Below are 808 nucleotides of genomic sequence, written 5' to 3'. Positions count from 1 at the left end.
AATAAACAAGATTCTTTCCCAAGTAAACAAGACCTTGAATATGATGGTATTGACCTGTTCTTAAATGATTAAAGAGCCAAAAAGTCTTTTTGATTCCTTTGCCAGGCACCTTCACTATCATATTCTCTTTAATACGAATAAAAAATGGCACCTTATGTCTAATGAGCTCATCAAACCACGACTCTCCAATAAATTCTCTATCAGCTAAAAAGCTCGATATAGTGCTGACACCAAACAGTTCAATATACTCATTGAGAAGCTCTTTTCGCTCTTCTGCATTGGAATTGCCTCTTTTAGGAAGCATTTTCCATAGAAGTGGCAATGCTACACCTTTGTAACATACACTTAGCATCAATATGTTGATATCTGTTTTGCCAAATTTCCAATTAGTCCTGTCCAAGCTCAACTTATAGGGTGGCTTATGGGGCAATAACGAAAATATCAACCTGGCCAGTAAATAACGGTCAATAACAAACTCGGCAAAAAACCGTTGAATCCGCCGATGATTTGATTCATATTGGGTTAGACCTTCAAAGCCTTGTGCCAGTTTTACGAAAGAAACTGTTTGCAATTTACACATTGCGCATATTATTGATACTATGCACTTTACGCGAGCCTTGTGCCATCCAGTAACAGTTTTAAATGAGTCAATTAAATCGCTATATTTGTTATCTACCTTGGTATTCATGTATAGTACATTAGACGTGAGAAATCCTTTGTAATATACTGAATATCAAGGTTTTAACCAAATTTTTAGACTGTTATTTTATTGATTTTCAATTATTTAACTGTTTTGTCATGTACTAAG

The 808-nt window shown here is 34.9% G+C and carries 1 pseudogene; it reads right to left on the bottom strand.

The features are described from left to right. Nucleotides 1-688, bottom strand: a pseudogene (locus W7W_RS0109260) (IS4-like element ISLpn9 family transposase); the annotation flags it as partial. Nucleotides 689-808: the final 120 nt, after the last annotated feature.

Origin of the sequence: Marinilabilia salmonicolor JCM 21150 (assembly GCF_000259075.1) — a bacterium.
In the GTDB taxonomy this organism is placed as follows: Bacteria; Bacteroidota; Bacteroidia; order Bacteroidales; family Marinilabiliaceae; genus Marinilabilia; species Marinilabilia salmonicolor.
This window is presented reverse-complemented; position numbering and strand designations above follow the sequence as displayed.